The sequence below is a fragment of the Rossellomorea aquimaris genome (genome assembly GCF_000935355.1).
GTDB lineage: Bacteria > Bacillota > Bacilli > Bacillales > Bacillaceae_B > Rossellomorea > Rossellomorea aquimaris_B.
In genome coordinates this window covers 1-14257 of record NZ_JXZC01000020.1, presented here as the reverse complement: position 1 = coordinate 14257, position 14257 = coordinate 1, and the positions used below count along the sequence as shown (strand labels likewise).

Below are 14257 nucleotides of genomic sequence, written 5' to 3'. Positions count from 1 at the left end.
CCAACTTTATGGGTCCAGTGCACTTAGCCGAACGGGGGCTTGGCACGCCCGTACTTCCGCAGGAGTCTGCGCAGTTCCCCTCACCATCTTTAACGGGGCTTTGTGACAGAGCTTCAAAATATGAAATAGAACCATGTAACTAGAAAAAATAATTCCTCTTTTATAAAAAGGAAAAACAATCTTTAATCTTAAATAAGATTGTTTGCTAAATTCTTGTTATTATTGATTTCCATTAAGGATCCATGCTGAGAAAGTTGATTGTAGCGGAAGGATGCTCGACTCCTGCGGGAATAGCTGGACAGGTGAGACCCCGGAGGCGCAGCCGAGGAGGCTCACCGCCAGCCCCGCGGAAAGCGAGCATCCTGGAGCGGAAATCAACTAGTACTTTCTAATCTACAATAACAACAAAATTTACGAAAAGAGCAAAAAAATAACAAAAAGACTGTCTCATTCTGTACTTCTTGAGACAGTCTTTTTATAGAGAGAAAAAGAGTGCATCATCACGGTGCCTCTTATATAGAAATGAGGTATTAATTTGTTAAAAGTAGCAATTGGAACAACCAACCCTGCAAAGGTTCAAGCCATTCAAAAGGCATTCAACGAACAATACGAGGACGTTATGTTCGAATGTCTCAAAACAGAATCTCATGTAAGTGAGCAGCCTTTTTCGGATCAAGAGACCATCGAAGGTGCACTCAATCGGGCGAAGAACGTATTACGTGCATCAGATAGTGAGATTGGAATTGGTCTTGAAGGAGGGGTGACGGAATCACTATATGGAATGTTTGTCTGTAACTGGGGTGCTCTTGTCGATCGCAGCGGAAACGAAATCATCGGGGGAGGTGCCAGGATCTCCTTACCTAAAGAAATCAGCAGCCAGTTAAAGGCTGGGAAAGAGCTGGGACCCTTGATGGACGAGTATACCCAAAAGTCTGGAACGAGGAAAAAAGAAGGTGCAATGGGGGTATTTACTAATGGCCTTATTACAAGAGAGGCTATGTTCCTTCATGTTGTTCAGCTGTTGATAGGTCAGTGGCAATACAAAAAACATTTCTAAGATATGTTCTTTTTTATTTACATGGTACTTGGCCCATACCAATTCTACCAGCCCTTCATAGGATGAAGTATATCAGACTTTATTTTATCTGATAAATTCTTTCTAAGGAGGTTAGAATTTATGGGATGCCATTATTGTAATGACCGTGTCGGAGGACGTCGCGATGACCGTCGCGATGACAGAAGATGCTGTGACTGGGATAAGTTTCTTTTTGGTGACAGAAGAAGATGTGACCGCCGAGACGATGTTTTAGGAGTAGATGACAACCGTAGAAGATGTCGCAGAAGAAGAGACGACGATGTTTTAGGTGCTGAAGATAACCGCAGAAGAAGACGTAGAAGAAAATGTGGCTGCGACTTCTTTTAATAGTTAGAATGGGACTCCGTGTTGAAGCGGAGTTCCTTTTTTATTTCAACAAAATCTTTAGTACGATACAAGCTTTAAACGATACAAAAAACCCTCTGAAAGCATTCAGAGGGTTAAAGTCAATTATTTTACACCTTTCATATATGCCTGAATCTTAGGTGAAAGCAGGAATAGAGCAATACTCAATACGATTGCCATACCTCCGATTGCACCAAAGTAAAGCGTTTCTGTTTCAGGTGTATAGAAACGTACAAGCTGTGCATTCAATGCCTGTGCAGCAGCAGAAGCCAAGAACCAAAGACTCATTGTTTGAGCAGAGAATGCTTCTGGAGCAAGCTTCGTGGTGGCAGAAAGTCCGACTGGTGATAAGCATAGCTCACCAAGTACAACGATGAGGTAGCTAAGTACGAGCCATAATGGACTTACTAGTGAATCTTCTCCTCCGAAGTATGCAGGTAATAGGATCACTAAGAATGATAAACCGGCAAACAGCAGTCCGAATGAAAATTTCTTCGGAATCGATGGTTGACGATCACCCAGTTTCACCCACATCCATGCAAATACTGGGGCAAGTAGAATGATAAATAACGGGTTTAACGATTGGAACCAGGCTGGTGATATGCTGATTCCCATGAATTCAAGGTCGGTTCTCTTATCAGCGTAAACTGCAAGGATGGTTGACCCTTGTTCTTGAATCGCCCAGAACATAACCGCGGCAATGAATAATGGGATATAAGCGACGACTCTTGAACGTTCAGTTTCTGTTGTTTTCGGACTATAATACATCACGATGAAGTAAATGGTTGGTACGACGATACCAAAGATACCTACTAAATTGATGAATACGTTTAATGTGAATATGCCTGCTGGAATTGTAACACCTAAAATGATGGCAAGACCAACAACGACTAAACCTGCGATTAAACCATACTTTTTCTTTTCAGCTGGTGCAAGTGGATTTGGAACATAGGTACCAGCAAGGCCAAGATTCTTTTTCTTTGTCGCCATAAAGACAACAAGACCTAAGAACATACCGATGGCTGCTACTGCGAATCCCCAATGGAATCCTTTTGTTTCCATAAGCTTACCGACAATCAGTGGAGCAATGAATGCACCAAGGTTGATACCCATATAGAAAATACTGAAAGCAGCATCCCGTCGAGTATCACTTTCGCTATACATTTCACCGACAACAGTTGAAACGTTAGGTTTTAATAATCCTGTTCCGATAACGATCAACACCATCGAAACAAAGAACATGCCTAAACTTCCTGGAAATGATAAAGCAATATGACCAAACATGATGAATATTCCACCGTAGAAGACGGCTTTCGAAGTTCCGAATATTCTATCTGCCAGCCAGCCTCCGATTACTCCGGACATATATACAAGTGAACCATAAATCGACATGATTGCTAAAGCTGTGTTTTGCTCAAGGCCAAGTCCACCTTTTGAAACCTCATAGTACATGTAGAATACGAGGATGGCACGCATTCCGTAATAGGAAAAGCGCTCCCAAAATTCTGTGAAGAATAAAGTGAATAATCCCTTGGGATGTCCAAAGAAACCTTTTTGAGGGAAACTATCCACAATTTTCTGTTTATTCATTGATGACATGTTACTACCTCCCTTATTCTTTTACTATAATATTTTAATAGTTTCATAAAGTCAAAAAAAGTTTATAAATTGTTAATAGTAACATAAAATGTCTATAGATTTCCAATATTAAGTTATTTTTAAATAGTAAAAATTTTCTGTTGTGTAGAAACTGTGACAGGATGAAAAAAAGCTTGCAGTCCACATTGGACTGCAAGCTTTTTGTTGCTTACTTGATGTGTTTATTCGGTTTCAAAAATATACGATAACGTCTTTATCGCTTGATCTATGTTTGTCACGGTAACACTTGCCTTATTGGAAAGCTCTTTTAGCGGATGATGCAGTCCTTCAGGACGAATAAGGATAAGGGGCTTTCCAAGTGTGATGGCGGTGCTCGCATCCATTGCGGTATTCCACTGTTTGTATTTTTCTCCAAACAAGGCAATCACTACATCGGCCTTTTTCATCAGTAACTCTGTTCGAAGATTGTTAATACTCGAAGCTGCCTCATCGCGGAGTATTTTATTTGGTTGTTCACCAAGAATTTCTTCTCCGATCGCATCGGACCGTTCGTGATTTTCCATCGGTCCCACGAAAGATAGAGGGAGATGAAGCTTTTCTGCTTTCTCTTTAAGATCGTTTCTCCAGGAACTATGTATTTCTCCTGCTAGGTAAACTGTGAATTCCATGGTTTTCAGCCTCCTGTTTTTAGTCATTTTATCATAAATACCCTATGTGAGTTAAAAATAACCTGTTTTCCCATTAAAAAGGCTGCCTTTCTTGTTGGAAGGGTTGTCAGGTGGTACTTTGTGAGGGTATCATAAGCGTAGGTCCTAAGCATGAAAGGGAGGATAAGTATAGGATGAAAATCATACACTCAGTCATTTTCTTTATCCTTGTGCTTATTTTAGCCGGATGCAACACGACAATCGATAAAGAAAAAGAACAAACAGCCAAAGTGGTGGAGAACACCTTGAGCTCAAAAGAGTCAGCCAAAGAAGAGGCTGGAAACATTCGCTTTTATCTCCCATTTGGAGCAAAAATAGAAAAAGAATCTCCCAATAATATCATTATTTCAAAAAGCTCTGATACTTTTATACTTTTTACTAACCCTCAAGAACAGAAGGATAGTGAACTTCTATATAAAATGGCCATTAGTGACAACAAGAATCTCGTGAAACATGGGACTTTTAAAGAGAACAATCGCTTAGGATACTATGTCATTAAGGACCTGCCCGATACGGAAGAATACGAACTGATTGTTGGAGTGGGTGGAACGAAGGTAACAACGCAAGCGGGGATGGATGATTTAGCAGATCATGCAGAAATGATGATGAAAATGGCAGCTTCAGTTAAACATGAATCATAACGATACAGACCGATTTTCTACTTAGGTGGAAAATCGGTTTTTTTTATACCGGGTAAGCTATCACAATAACAACAGGAAATTCCATGAGCAATTAAAGTAATATATATAGACAAAACAAACAAGTGTCTTTACACTAGTAAAAGTAGATTCATTAACACAGAGGAGAGGACTCATAGTGAGAGAATTCTTAAAGCGAAAAGGCATTTCATTATCTGCAAAGGTTTATTTCATAGATGCGTTAAGTTATATGGCTTTAGGGCTGTTCAGTTCGTTGATCATCGGATTAATCATTAAGACGATTGGGGAACAGTTTCCAATTTCCCCAGGATTAAGTGAATTTTTCATTGAGATGGGCGGTCTGGCAATCAGCTTGATGGGTCCTGCCATTGGAGTGGCGATTGCCTTTGGTCTCGGGGCTCCACCCCTTGTCCTGTTTGCTGCCGTGGTAACGGGAGCAGCGGGAGCCAGCTTAGGTGGACCGGCGGGAGCTTATGTAGCAGCTGTCATATCCACGGAAATCGGCAAGCTTGTCAGCAAAACGACGAAAGTGGATATCATCGTCACTCCGTTCGCCACCATCCTGGCCGGATTCACAACCGCTTATTTTATCGGACCGGGAATCGCTGATTTTATGAGCATGTTCGGAAGCTGGATCAGCTGGGCGACAGAGCAAAGACCGATCATCATGGGAATTTTGGTTGCCGCCCTCATGGGTCTTGCATTGACGGCCCCAATCTCAAGCGCAGCCATCGCCCTTATGCTTGAGTTGAACGGGGTGGCTGCCGGTGCTGCCACGATTGGGTGTGCTGCTCAAATGGTAGGCTTTGCTGTCATCAGCTATAGGGAGAATAAGGTGGGTGGATTGATTGCACAAGGAATCGGGACTTCCATGCTGCAAGTGCCCAATATTATCCGAAATCCCAGAATCCTTATTCCCCCGACCGTTGCGGGCATGATATTGGCACCCATAGGAACCACGATTTGGTTAATGGAAAACAATGCTGCCGGAGCCGGAATGGGCACAAGTGGCTTTGTTGGTCAAATCATGACGTTCAAAACGATGGGATTCAGCTGGGATGTAACGATGAAGGTCCTTCTGTTGCATTTTGTTGGACCTGCATTCATAAGCCTGTTAATATCTGAATATATGCGTAAACTAGGTTGGATCAAACCTAATCAAATGACGATTGAAACAGGGGGAAAATAAGATGCGTAAGCTTGAATCAGTGGAAGAGTTTCACCAGTTGAAAGAAAATGGGAAGCATGTATTTATGTTTTCTGCGGATTGGTGTCCGGATTGCCGGGTCATCGAGCCGGTCCTACCGGAAATCGAGAGCCAATATTCAGAGTATACATTCCTATATGTAGACCGGGATCAATTCATTGATCTGTGCATTGAATTGGATATCTTCGGAATCCCGAGCTTTCTGGCTTACGGAGACGGCCGTGAACTTGGGAGATTTGTCAATAAGGACCGTAAAACAAAAGAACAAATCGAGAACTTCATGAACACACTATCTTCATAAAAGGATGAAAAAGGGATCACCTTATTTTGGGATCCCTTTTCTTTTGCCTGAAATAAAACAGGTTCCTTTTGTATTCTAAGCATTTTCATGTAAAATGTTATAAGTGAATGATTCAACGATGAAAGTTTTGTATTGATACTTTCTATTATAATAGTACCACCAAAGGAGGATCAGATTTGGACATAAAAAAGCTAAAAGGTATACTCCAGGAACGATTAGAGAAACCGAATCGTACGTTTACATATGATCGAGATAAGGATTCATTGAGGATTGAGAACACCGATACGAAAAAGGGCATTAACGTCGCCCTGCCACCGATCGTATCCAAGTGGAAAGAAAACAATAAGTCCATTATCGATGAAGTGGTGTATTACGTGGAAGAAGCTTTGAATGTAATGGGTACTGGATCAGATCTTGGGAACAAAGAGAAAAAAGTGTTTCCAGTGATCCGTTCCACTTCTTTTGCGACCGAATCCAATGAAGGGGTTGCCCTCGTAACAGATGATCATACAGCTGAAACACGAATCTATTATGCTGTTGACCTGGGAAAAACGTACCGCCTATTAGATGAAAATATGCTAAAGGATGAAGGATGGACTCACGAGCAAATGAAGGAAACCGCCTTATTCAATGTAAGAAGCTTGCCGACAGAAATGAAAAAGGATGAAGTAGCAGGAAACATCTTCTATTTTCTGAACAATAATGATGGATATGATGCAAGTCGAATTTTGAATGACGCTTTCTTAAAACAAGTCAGTAATGATGTTCAGGGTGAAATGACCGTATCTGTACCTCATCAGGATGTGCTGGTCATCGGGGATATTCGCAATGAAACAGGCTATGATGTCCTGGCTCAACTAACGATGAGCTTCTTTACAACAGGAAATGTACCAATTACAGCACTTTCCTTTGTATATGAAGAGGGAGAACTGGAGCCGATCTTCATTCTGGCAAAAAATCGTAAAAAGGAAAGGGAGAAGAAATAATGAACGTATTTTATAACTTAGAAGGTATTGGTGATACCCTCATCGTTACAATGGATCCAGGGTTTGAAGGAGAAGTTCAGCATGAAAGAAAAGAAGATGCTGCACGTTTGTTTGATGAGAAAACAGGGAAGACACTTGGCTATAACCTATTCCATGCATCAAAGTATATGGATTTAAGTGAAGTGGGACCGGTCGAAATGAATGATGAGAAGCTCCAATTGATCAATGAAGCCATCAAGAAGAACGGTTTCGATGAGGTATTGGAAGCAGATTTTTCGCCAAAATTTGTAGTAGGTTACGTTTCTGAAAAAGAAAAGCATCCGAATGCGGACAAGCTGAACATTTGTACAGTGGACGTTGGCGATCAAACCCTGCAAATCGTGTGCGGTGCCCCTAACGTTGACAAAGGGCAAAAAGTCGTTGTTGCGAAAGTTGGCGCTGTCATGCCAAGCGGAATGGTCATCAAGGATGCAGAGCTTCGCGGAGTGGCATCATCAGGCATGATCTGTTCTGCCAAGGAGCTCGCGCTTCCGGATGCCCCTCAAGAAAAAGGAATTCTCGTACTTGAAGATACTTACCAAGTAGGTCAACCATTCACAGCTTAAAAATGTATACCTGAGTCCGGAGTGTGGGCTCAGGTATTTTTGTTTTTATTAAAGGTTGTACGATTGGGATAAATAGAAACTTGTATACGGTAAGTTATTTTAATTAGATTTATTACCGAGTTCTGGGAATATGCACAGATCATTCATAAGTTGATTGGAGCGGAAATCAACCACTACTCGCTCAGCAACAAAGTTCCAAAATATAACCTTCCAAAACGTATTACAATCTCTTTACACCTATGTTTATTTCGACACAATCCCTTAACAATTCTCTTATTCTATCGAAATGACTCGAATTTTTCTCTTTAACTGATAAAATAAAAATAAGTATGAAAGAAAGAGTGATGTTTGTGAGCTGGATTAAAAAAATGTTTGGAAAATTATCAGATAATGATGAACAATTTGAAGAGTATTATGATGAAAAAAATGATGAAGTTCAGCATGTGGAACGTAAAAAGACTGAACGTAAAAATATAGTAGGGCCCAATCATTCACGTGATGTAGAAGCAAGGATGACGTATCAATATCCTAAAGGGAATTTTCGCTTTCCCCTCATATCGGATGGAGAAAATTTAGAGCGTCCACGAACGATTAGAAACCGTAGAAGCCAAGAGCATGAGAAGGAAGAGCCAGCCAAGGAACAAAAGAATAAGAGCCGGAACCATCCTTCTAAAACTACAAAGTGGAAAGAAGAAAAACCAACGGCTACTGTCAAAATGAAGAAAACGCCTAAAGTGGAAAAAGGAAATAGCAGGCCCTTTACCCCGACGGAAATTCCGTCACCTATTTATGGTTTCAGAGGAAGACCAGTGAAGAAAGAAGAGCAGGTTGAATTCGAACTTAAGAAATTTTTACATAATGACGGAGAGAACAAAGAAGTAGTAATTGATCATGAAGCCCTAACTGTTGCAGAGGATTCAATCCCGATGGGAAAAGAATCACCAGCAATCGTCGAAACAGGGGCACCTGTTGTAAATTCAGAAAAACCATTACACAATGAACCAGTCGAAGTCATGACGAATGTAGAAGACGAACATCTTGAAGAACATCAGACTGAAGATATTTTAATGGTAGAAGATGAAGCGATCGATGGAACAACTCCGGTGAAGGAAACAGATCAAAAAGTGGAGCCTACTGAAGAAGTTTCACAGAGTTCAAATGAACGTATTCCACTTATATCTGAAACAGAGCAAGAACCCAAAAAGCAACAAATAAAGCAGGAGCTTAACGATTCTGTGCAAGAAAAAGAGCCAGTCCACCAGCCTGTCTATTCTGCACGGGAAGAACAAGGGGTGGAACCCGCTCAAGCTGTTAAAGAGATACCAGCTCAGGAACCCGTTGTACAACATGAGCCTCCGACAGAGGAGAACCAGGCAGGGGAAGAGCCGGAATCGACACCTCCTCCACAAGCACCAAGGGAGGAAGAGCCCCGTCCAAGAAAGAGATCTCATCTTCCTTTTAACGTATTGATGCTAAACCAAGATAAGAGACAGTTGAATAAACGCAAAGGCCGAAGTGAAGCGACTCCCAGCAAGGGAAGTGAGCGTCAAACCTTAACTCAGAGAGCAGGAGAAGAAGAGAAGATGGAACAGCCTGTAAAGGCAGAAAATCAAGAAATGGCGACTGAAGCAGCACCCATTCAGCATCCGGAAGAGAAACCATCTCAATCCGGCCCTGTCCAAGGAGAAGAAGCGGTAAAGAGCTATAGCGAATTAAGCTCTTCTTCTAAACGGACAAGAGACTACGTCTTTCCTGAAATGGATTATCTGATGCCTCCTGTATCGAAGGAAATGAGCGAAGAATGGCTTGATTCGCAACGGATTTTACTGGACGAGACCCTTCATAATTTTAACGTGAGGGCAAAAGTAGTGAATGTCACACAAGGCCCGTCTGTCACGAGATTCGAGGTTCAGCCGGAACCTGGCGTGAAGGTCAATAAAATTACCAATCTGTCAGATGATATCAAGCTTAGCCTGGCTGCAAGGGATATCCGGATGGAGGCCCCTATTCCAGGTAAGCATACGATTGGTATTGAAGTGCCTAACCGGGAGAGCCGGCCGGTCTGCATTAGTGAAGTCATCTCGAGCCCGGCTTTTCAAGAGCCATCTTCTCCTTTGACCGCTGCTCTTGGACTGGATATTTCCGGACAGCCGATCGTGACTGATTTAAGCAAAATGCCACACGGACTCATCGCCGGTGCAACCGGATCGGGTAAAAGCGTATGTATCAATTCGATACTCGTGAGTCTTTTGTACAAAGCATCACCGGATGAATTAAAGATGCTCCTCATCGATCCGAAAATGGTGGAGCTTGCTCCCTATAACCGGATCCCTCACCTTGTCAGTCCGGTCATAACAGATGTGAAGGCGGCTACTGCAGCTCTTAAATGGGCAGTTGAGGAAATGGAAAGAAGATACGAATTATTTGCTCATACCGGTGTACGGGATATTAAACGCTTTAATGAACTGGCTAAACGGAATAAACAATACAGCGATATGCTTCCATATCTGGTCATTGTCATTGATGAGTTAGCTGACTTGATGATGATGTCGCCGGCAGATGTTGAAGAAGCCATATGCCGGATTGCCCAAAAGGCACGTGCCTGCGGGATTCATCTGATCATCGCGACTCAACGGCCTTCAGTCGACGTCATTACAGGCTTGATTAAAGCCAACGTACCGACACGGGTTGCGTTTTCCGTTTCATCAAGCGTCGATTCGAGAACGATCATCGATGGTAGCGGTGCTGAGCGGCTACTGGGTAAAGGAGATATGCTCTTCCTGGAAAATGGTTCATCGAAGCCGGTCCGCCTGCAGGGAACCTTCGTGTCCGACGACGAAATCGATGACATCATCAATCATGTAAGAGAGCAAAGAGAACCGGATTACCTCTTCCAACAGGATGAATTAATCAAGAAAGCGCAGGTTACCGAGGAAGAAGATGAATTGTTTTTAGAAGCATGTGAATTTGTCGTCGACCAGGGCGGGGCCTCTGCATCGGGCTTGCAGCGCAGATTCAGAATCGGCTATAACCGGGCGGCGAGATTGATGGAAATGATGGAGAGTAATGGAATCATTTCAGAGTCCAGAGGCAGTAAACCAAGGGATGTCCTGATTTCTGAAAGTGAATTGGAGACATTGGCATAGACTAGTAGAATCATTTAATACATGGTATTCTGTTTATATGTGTCCTTTTAGGATTCAGTAAACAGAATACCTATTTTTATGTAGGAAAAGCCATAAGGAGCTTTAATGATGAAAGAAATAGAATTGAAACTTCAAGGAAAACTCAACAGATTGACCAATCATACATTTAAGTTTGATGAAAGAATCAAGGATGGCTGGTTTTCAGCGGTTTATTTTTTGAAAACGAAGGAAATTGCCAAAAAGTATAAGCCGGATGCCGTTGTCACCATGCAATTCTTTCAAAAGAATCATGCCGTCATTTGTGGAACGGATGAAGTCATTGCACTTCTACATAGTTTCGCTGATAATCCTCAAAATCTTGAGATTCACTCTTTAAAAGACGGGGATCAAATCTCACCGTTTGAAACGGTCCTCACAATCAAGGGCCGCTACCAGGATTTTGGCTATTTAGAAGGGATAATAGATGGTATCCTGGCAAGAAGAACATCAGTGGCGACGAGTGTCTATAATGTAATGAAAGCCGCATCTATTTCAGGTAAACAAAAACCTGTCATCTTCATGGGTGATCGGGATGATCACTTTACTCAACAAGCAGGTGATGGTTATGCAGCCTTCATTGGTGGATCTACAGCCCAGGCTACCCATGCCATGAACGAATGGTGGGGAAAGAAGGGGATGGGGACGATGCCGCATGCCCTCATCCAATTATTCAATGGGGATATCGTAGAAGCCACTAAAGCTTATCAGGAAACATTTCCTGAAGACGAGCTCATCGCTCTTGTAGACTATAATAATGATGCCATCACAGACTCACTAAAGGTAGCACGGGAGTTTGGCCCTGAATTAAAAGGGGTAAGGGTAGATACATCACGAATGATGATCGATAAATACTTCCTCCGTAATCAACATGTGCTCGGCACATTTGACCCGCGGGGAGTAAACATGCAGCTCATTAATGCATTAAGACAGGCATTGGATGAAGAGGGGTACCATCACGTCAAGATTGTGGTGTCAGGTGGATTTAACGAAGATCGTATTCGCCAGTTTGAGGAAAATCAGGTTCCGGTAGATATGTATGGAGTGGGAAGCAGTCTTCTGAAAATCCATGTCGGTTTTACAGGAGATAATGTCGTGATCGATGGTTCCCCTGAAGCCAAAGCAGGCAGAAAACTCCGTCCTAACCCCCGCCTGGAAAAAGTAGAATTCGAATAGGTGAGAGGATGCAAGAACCAGATAGCCTTTTAAATCTAGAGCAATACAGACAAAAAAAGCAGCGAATGGCCGAGGACCATATAAAAGACCTCTATAGAACAGCATGCGAGTACGCTTTGAAAGAAACGAATATTAGAGAAAAAGTACGGGCCAAGATGATTTTCTCTAAACGTTTTCTTTTGCATGATGAGGCTCGTTTGGATAAAGAAACCAATAAGCTCTTTCAAGAATGGTTTTTGTTTGATTACAAAACCATCAAGGGGCAAACCCTGTTTTTGCAATTTCTTCAGTCCCATTCACTGCAGGAATCCGTAAAACTGCTTGGTGCCATCATGCTGACAGCAGCGTGGGAACCCGTCACCATTGGGAAAATCGATACAAAGGATGAAGAAGCTACCCTTACATGTCACAATCTCATTCAGGATGAAAAAAGTTCTGTTAAAACAAACCTAAATTGTGAAGAAAAGGGAATTGTTGAGAATGGGGTCTATTTTATGAGGAAAGTCCCGTTAGTGACTCACCAATGGATCTTAGGTCCCGTTTTCCCCGTCAAATCAGAGGGGATTTTATCAGATATGAAAAATCATTATGGTCAAATGAATCAAAAAACTGGGGTATTATGGAGAACGTATTTAAAAGAAGAAGCACCGAACTTCATTCTACACAGTCTTTCGTAGCTTGTGCATGGTCAGGGATTTTAAAAAATGATATAATATTTCAAGTTGAAGAAAGTTCGCTTTTTTCTATACTCAATATCAAAAGCTTAAGACCGATAGCAAAATAATATTCATTTCATATAATGCTTTTAGATAGACGATTGTTGGAGGTTCTATTATGACTATATATCATTTCGTAGGAATTAAGGGGTCGGGCATGAGTGCATTAGCCCAAATACTCCACGATATGGACTACGAGGTCCAAGGATCTGACGTAGATAAATATTTCTTTACTCAGAAGGCACTGGATGAATCAAATATAAAAATTCTTCCTTTCCAAAAAGAAAACATTGGAGGGGATATGCATGTGATCGCAGGAAATGCCTTTCCTGATACACATGAAGAAATTCAGGCAGCTGTCGAGCAAGGGTTACCCCTCACTAGATATCATAAATTTCTTGGAGACTTCATGCAGAAATTTACAAGTGTAGCGGTAACCGGTGCACACGGAAAAACGTCTACAACAGGATTGCTGGCACATGTCATCAGTGGCGCAAAGCCAACATCCTTCCTGATCGGGGATGGCACTGGGAAAGGGGAAGTGGATGCTCAATACTTTGTTTTTGAAGCGTGCGAATATCGCCGCCACTTCCTGTCTTATTTCCCTGACTATGCCATCATGACGAACATTGACTTCGATCATCCCGATTATTTTGCCAATGTGGATGACGTTTTCTCTGCCTTCCAGGAGATGGCGATGCAAGTGAAAAAGGGAATCATCGCATGTGGAGATGACGAACAGCTACAGAAAATCCAGGCTCAAGTACCAGTCGTGTTTTACGGCTTCGCTGAAGAGAATGATTTCCAGGCGAGAAACGTATCACGGGACAGAAGCGGAACAACATTCGATGTGTTTGTGCGTAATGAATTTTATGCAACATTTAAAATCCCTACCTTCGGGGATCACAATATCTTGAATGCTTTATCCGTCATTGCCATCTGTCATTATGAAGAGCTGGATACAGCCATCGTTCAAGAGAGATTAAGCTCATTTAAAGGAGTGAAACGCCGCTTTTCTGAAAAAGAAGTGGGCACTCAAATCCTGATTGATGATTATGCTCATCACCCGACTGAAATCAAAGCGACCGTGGACTCTGCAAGACAGAAATATCCTGAAAAAGAAATCATTGCTGTCTTCCAGCCTCACACATTTACACGTACGCAAACCTTCCTTTCCGAGTTTGCAGAAACCCTGAGTCTCGCAGACAAAGTGTACTTATGTGAAATCTTCGGTTCCGCAAGGGAAAATCATGGAAAACTTTCGATCAACGATCTTGGAAGCAAGATTGAGGGATGCGAAATTATAGATGAACAAGATACAACTGCCTTACTCAAACATGAAAACGCAGTGCTGATTTTCATGGGAGCAGGAGACGTACAAAAGTTCCAACAAGCGTATGAAAAAACGCTGGAGGAACAGGTAGCAGAAAATTAATGTGAAAAAACCGGTTCTTATGTGAGCCGGTTTTTTTCTGTTTTAACAGGAGGGTAGTTGTGATGGTTTTGGTTTGACAGTTGAAATGGTGGGGGAAGTTTAACTGTTGGAAAAATCGGTATTTTTGACAGGTAAATAATTGTTAGAACTTAACAGGTAAAGATTCGATGAGATTTAACAGGTGAATAAATGCTTTAATTCAACAGGAGAATAATTGCTTAAATTCAGCAGGCAAATAATCGA

The 14257-nt window shown here is 42.0% G+C and carries 13 protein-coding genes; 11 read left to right on the top strand and 2 right to left on the bottom strand.

Annotated elements, in window-relative coordinates; all coding sequences use genetic code 11:
- The first annotated feature begins 535 nt into the window (after positions 1-535).
- Complete coding sequence (locus TV75_RS20850) at positions 536-1057, top strand: DUF84 family protein (protein WP_044340704.1); 522 nt, start codon at positions 536-538, stop codon at positions 1055-1057.
- A gap of 120 nt (positions 1058-1177) precedes the next feature.
- Positions 1178-1423, top strand: a complete 246-nt coding sequence (locus tag TV75_RS22025; RefSeq protein ID WP_156142561.1) for a hypothetical protein — start codon at positions 1178-1180, stop codon at positions 1421-1423.
- A 123-nt stretch (positions 1424-1546) separates the two neighbouring features.
- On the opposite strand, the gene TV75_RS20845 is transcribed toward TV75_RS22025, so the two are convergent.
- Both TV75_RS20845 and TV75_RS20840 read right to left on the bottom strand, forming a co-directional pair.
- On the bottom strand, positions 1547-3040 hold the full coding sequence (locus TV75_RS20845; protein ID WP_044340703.1) for a peptide MFS transporter: 1494 nt from the start codon (positions 3038-3040) through the stop codon (positions 1547-1549).
- 221 nt (positions 3041-3261) lie between these two features.
- A complete protein-coding gene (locus TV75_RS20840) occupies positions 3262-3708 on the bottom strand; it encodes a YtoQ family protein (protein WP_044340702.1) in 447 nt (148 codons plus the stop codon).
- A 173-nt stretch (positions 3709-3881) separates the two neighbouring features.
- Between TV75_RS20840 and TV75_RS20835 the strand changes: the two genes are divergently transcribed.
- From TV75_RS20835 to murC, 9 genes are all read left to right on the top strand, one after another.
- A complete protein-coding gene (locus TV75_RS20835; protein ID WP_044340701.1) occupies positions 3882-4388 on the top strand; it encodes a hypothetical protein in 507 nt (168 codons plus the stop codon).
- Positions 4389-4563: 175 nt separating this feature from the next.
- Entirely contained in the window at positions 4564-5595 is a 1032-nt protein-coding gene (locus TV75_RS20830) for a PTS transporter subunit IIC (protein WP_044340700.1), read from the top strand.
- Position 5596: 1 nt separating this feature from the next.
- On the top strand, positions 5597-5914 hold the full coding sequence (locus TV75_RS20825; RefSeq protein ID WP_044340699.1) for a thioredoxin family protein: 318 nt from the start codon (positions 5597-5599) through the stop codon (positions 5912-5914).
- 176 nt (positions 5915-6090) lie between these two features.
- Entirely contained in the window at positions 6091-6900 is an 810-nt protein-coding gene (locus tag TV75_RS20820) for a DUF1444 domain-containing protein (protein WP_044340698.1), read from the top strand.
- Complete coding sequence (gene ytpR / locus TV75_RS20815; protein ID WP_044340697.1) at positions 6900-7505, top strand: YtpR family tRNA-binding protein; 606 nt, start codon at positions 6900-6902, stop codon at positions 7503-7505. Before TV75_RS20820 ends, ytpR begins: the two co-directional genes overlap by 1 nt.
- A gap of 350 nt (positions 7506-7855) precedes the next feature.
- Positions 7856-10651: a DNA translocase FtsK gene (locus tag TV75_RS20810; protein WP_172655815.1), complete on the top strand. Its 2796-nt coding sequence runs from the start codon at positions 7856-7858 to the stop codon at positions 10649-10651.
- Between the two features lie 108 nt (positions 10652-10759).
- Positions 10760-11863, top strand: coding sequence for a nicotinate phosphoribosyltransferase (locus TV75_RS20805; protein ID WP_044340696.1), 1104 nt, complete (start codon positions 10760-10762; stop codon positions 11861-11863).
- 8 nt (positions 11864-11871) lie between these two features.
- On the top strand, positions 11872-12540 hold the full coding sequence (locus TV75_RS20800; RefSeq protein ID WP_044340695.1) for a hypothetical protein: 669 nt from the start codon (positions 11872-11874) through the stop codon (positions 12538-12540).
- 157 nt (positions 12541-12697) lie between these two features.
- Positions 12698-14014, top strand: a complete 1317-nt coding sequence (gene murC / locus TV75_RS20795) for a UDP-N-acetylmuramate--L-alanine ligase (RefSeq protein ID WP_044340694.1) — start codon at positions 12698-12700, stop codon at positions 14012-14014.
- The last annotated feature ends 243 nt before the right edge of the window (positions 14015-14257 follow it).

Coding starts and splice junctions, on each gene's coding strand:
- ytpR (WP_044340697.1), top strand. CDS start 6,900: ATGAACGTATTTTATAACTTAGAAGGTATTGGTGATACCCTCATCGTT.
- TV75_RS22025 (WP_156142561.1), top strand. CDS start 1,178: ATGGGATGCCATTATTGTAATGACCGTGTCGGAGGACGTCGCGATGAC.
- TV75_RS20805 (WP_044340696.1), top strand. CDS start 10,760: ATGAAAGAAATAGAATTGAAACTTCAAGGAAAACTCAACAGATTGACC.
- TV75_RS20825 (WP_044340699.1), top strand. CDS start 5,597: ATGCGTAAGCTTGAATCAGTGGAAGAGTTTCACCAGTTGAAAGAAAAT.
- TV75_RS20835 (WP_044340701.1), top strand. CDS start 3,882: ATGAAAATCATACACTCAGTCATTTTCTTTATCCTTGTGCTTATTTTA.
- TV75_RS20840 (WP_044340702.1), bottom strand. CDS start 3,708: ATGGAATTCACAGTTTACCTAGCAGGAGAAATACATAGTTCCTGGAGA.
- TV75_RS20800 (WP_044340695.1), top strand. CDS start 11,872: ATGCAAGAACCAGATAGCCTTTTAAATCTAGAGCAATACAGACAAAAA.
- TV75_RS20845 (WP_044340703.1), bottom strand. CDS start 3,040: ATGTCATCAATGAATAAACAGAAAATTGTGGATAGTTTCCCTCAAAAA.
- murC (WP_044340694.1), top strand. CDS start 12,698: ATGACTATATATCATTTCGTAGGAATTAAGGGGTCGGGCATGAGTGCA.